Consider the following 3,380-nt stretch of genomic DNA (forward strand, 5'->3'; position numbering starts at 1 on the left):
ATAATGCCGCCCATCCCCCCGCACTTGCCCTTTTTCTTCTTGACATAAGGCACTGGTGCCGTCGGCAAGGTTGGGCTGGTATCCCCAATGGCTTCCCCTGCACTGTAGGGACGGAAGGTGGAGCTATTGTTGTGAACGTTCGTCACCTTGTTCGGAATGGTCAGGGTCTGGCCTTCGGTCAAGGCCTGATCCGTGAGCCCGTTGGCATCCGCAATCAGGAACCACATCGCCGCATCGCCCCACAGGCTGCGCGCAATGCTTTGCAGGGTGTCGCCGTTCCTCACCGTGTAGCTGCTGGCAGCAAAGCCCGGATAGTTGGGGCTGATCGGCTCGTAGTTCTGGTCGAAGTCGGCACTGGAGATCGGCTTCCAGTTGGCGTAGTTGCCCTGGGGCGCATGGCGGTTAGCCATCGCCTGAGCGTAGTCGGTCCGGCTCGGGCCGTCGTTGCTCACATCCCCAACCCGCTTACCATCGACGTAGTAGTAGCGCGTAACCTTGTTGGCAACGCTGCCAGGGTTGTAGTTGGCCTGGTTGTACTTGTAGTTCGGTCTGGCGATGATGCCGGTGATTTCGTCACGCACCAGGATCAACCCCTGGGCATCGCTGATGTACTGGATGCTGCGGTTGCCGCCATGGTCGTAGGCGCTCTCCAGGTGACCGTTGACGTCGTAGCGCAGGTCGGCATAGCCGGATTTCCATTGCTGCTGGTTGCGCCCCAGGCTGGCGTTGTAACCGGAGATCGTCGTCGCGGTGATCTTGGCTTCGTCCCAGTACTCGTAGGTGTAGTAGGTGTCGGTCAGCGTACCGCCAGCCGCACTGCCGTTGGAGTCGGTATGGACATGCGCCAGTGCGCCGCTACCACCGGCACTATAGGTCGTGTTGGCGCCATTGTAATACTCGTAAGTACTGACCGCACCGTCATGGGTGGTTTCGCTCAGGATACGGTTATCCGCATCATAGGCCGTGGTCTTACTGTAGGTCACGGAAGTCCCGTTGGTGCCATACTCCTTGTACTCCACGACCCGTCCCAAGGCATCGTTCTTGCGGGTCGCCTTGCGTCCGTCGTTGAAGTCGATCTGCTCCAGGTAGCCGTCGGCCGTGTAGCTATAGCTCTCTATGGTACCGTCAATAGCGTTCTTGGCCTGGGTACGCTCGCCGGCCAGATTGTAGCTGATGGCAACCCCGCTACCACCTGTTACTCCCTTGTCAATAACGATGCTGGTGTCGGTCGCCGAGGTGGCACGTCCAGTTGCAGTGAAGACGCCGTTGGTGACAGTACCGAGCTGTCCCATGGTTATCGTGAAACGATTCATCGCGTCATAGGCGTACCAGTATTCCTGTTCACGCTTCGCGCCATTGACACCGTCATGGTAGATGCTCTTGACCAGGCGGCGGTTGCCCACGGCATCGTATTCGTAGCTGATGCTGGCCTTGGGATCAAGGATGTTGGTAATGCGGTTATGGCTGTCGTAGCTGATGTGCGCGTACTGGTAGTAGTCACGGTTGCCGTCCAGGATATTGGCCGGGTTCTTGAGGCTGACATAGCCTTCGAAGGTCTTGTTGCCGTTCTGGTCGTACTCGTAGTAGGTGTACATGCCCAAGGCTTGGTCGTGGATCGATTGGACGTAGCCGTTGGCATAGTGGTCGTAGACGATGTCTTGGCCGGTACTGCCAGTCTGCCGGATGAGCCAGCCAGCCTGGTTGTAGAAGTAGGTGAAGACGTTGCCGCCGAGGTCGGTGTGCCTGGTGGTGCGGTTGAACAGGTCGAGTTCGTCGATCAGGGTGCGGTCATCGGCCTGGGTGGTGGTCCTGATCCAGCCGCCCAGGGTGCTGCCGCCCAAGCCGAGAACGGTATGGCTGTAGTCGTATTGGTAGCTGGTGGTGAACCCCATGTAGCTGGTGGTCTGGATCACGCGGCCCAGGCTGTCGTAGTCGGTCTTCTCCCGTTCACCCAGGGCATTGGTATGGATGATGCGTTGGCCTGCGGCGTCATAGGTGTAGGTATCCGTAGTACGGGTCGCCAGGTAGCTGAGACTACCGGTGACACGTTGCGGACGCATGATCTTGGTGAGGCGATTCTCGGCATCGTATTCGTAGTCGGTGGTACGGCCACTGGTATCGGTAAGGGCGTTGATGCGGTCGGTCTCGCTGCGCTTGTTGCCGAAGATGTCGTAGCGACGGGTAACGAAGCCGCCGTCGGCATGACGTTCGAAGCTGATCATGTCGTCGGCATCAGGCGGGGCACCGGCGAGCCAGGCCTGGGTGTTCTTGTTGCCGTTGGCGTCCAACACTTGGATGAGACGGCCAGACAGGTCGTAGGTGTAATGGGTCTCGGGGGTGATGGTTTGCTGATAGCCGTTCGCCAGGGTCGCTTCGACCTGGGGGTCACGCTTCAAGACCAGGTTGCCCAGGGTGTTGTAGGTGAAGCTGGTCACATTGCCTCGGCCGTCGGTCTCGCTCTCGACTTCGCCGAAGGCGTTGTAGCTTTGCTTGCGCTCGATTTCGCGCTCGAAGCGTTGTTGATCTTCGACCTTGGTCCACACTAAATGACCGCCTGCCGTCGGGGCATTAGGCTGGAAGGTGCCGGTCTCGGTGCCGAGCGGGGTGGTGATAACGGAGGGTTGCCAGTTAGGGTCGTTCGGATCGTGTGGATTGTAGGGGTCGTTGGGGTTGATGACATCCGGCGCATAGGCGGTGTATTGGTATTCGTACGGTTTGGTCGCATCCAGGCCGCTGATGTCGGCACGATAGTGAGTAGTGCCGTTGACGGTCACAGGCTTGGTCGGCACCAGGGTGTAGTCGTCACTACTGTCCTTGAGGCGATAACCGAGGATGACGTAGTCAACGCCGGTCTGTGGCGGAGTGACGGTGAGGCTGGTCACGGACAGGGCTTGGTTGGTCAGTGTCTGGATGGTACTGCCCAGGCGCACGGTGGTGAGATTGTGACGAATGAGTGAGCCAGCAGCGTCATAGGCCTGGATGTCGAATTCGTAGTCGTAGGTGCTAGACCAGTCAGGCACCAGAGCAGCCGGATTCCAGTTGAATTGGCCCGCGACGCTGCCTGCATTGAGGGTGATGGGGGCGCTATATTCCCCTTCTGATCCTGCGACACGGTAGCGGATCTTGACAGAGGATGCGTCGCCCTGATGGAAGGTGAGGGTCGGCGGGACGGTCAGGGCGCCTACGGTGAGGTTGCCTGAAGCATCACGGCTGAGGCTGCCGGTGGAGGTGCGGATCAAGCCCCCACTGGCGTTGCGTACGTCGACCTCGATGTCGTACCCGACACCGTTAACAAAGACGCCAAGCGCACTCGTTGGGAGGGTGAAGCTGCCAACGCCGAAGCCGCCGGGCACAAAGGAGGAGGATGGGATTTCGCTCCA

At 59.3% G+C, this 3,380-nt stretch carries 1 protein-coding gene; it reads right to left on the reverse strand.

The genetic code is table 11. The features are described 5' to 3' along the window. Positions 1 to 3,380, reverse strand: a 3,380-nt coding sequence (locus ACW4YW_RS15555; protein WP_457138399.1) for a LysM peptidoglycan-binding domain-containing protein, incomplete at both ends; no start/stop codon positions are given.

The sequence above is a fragment of the Methylobacillus pratensis genome, from assembly GCF_054072455.1.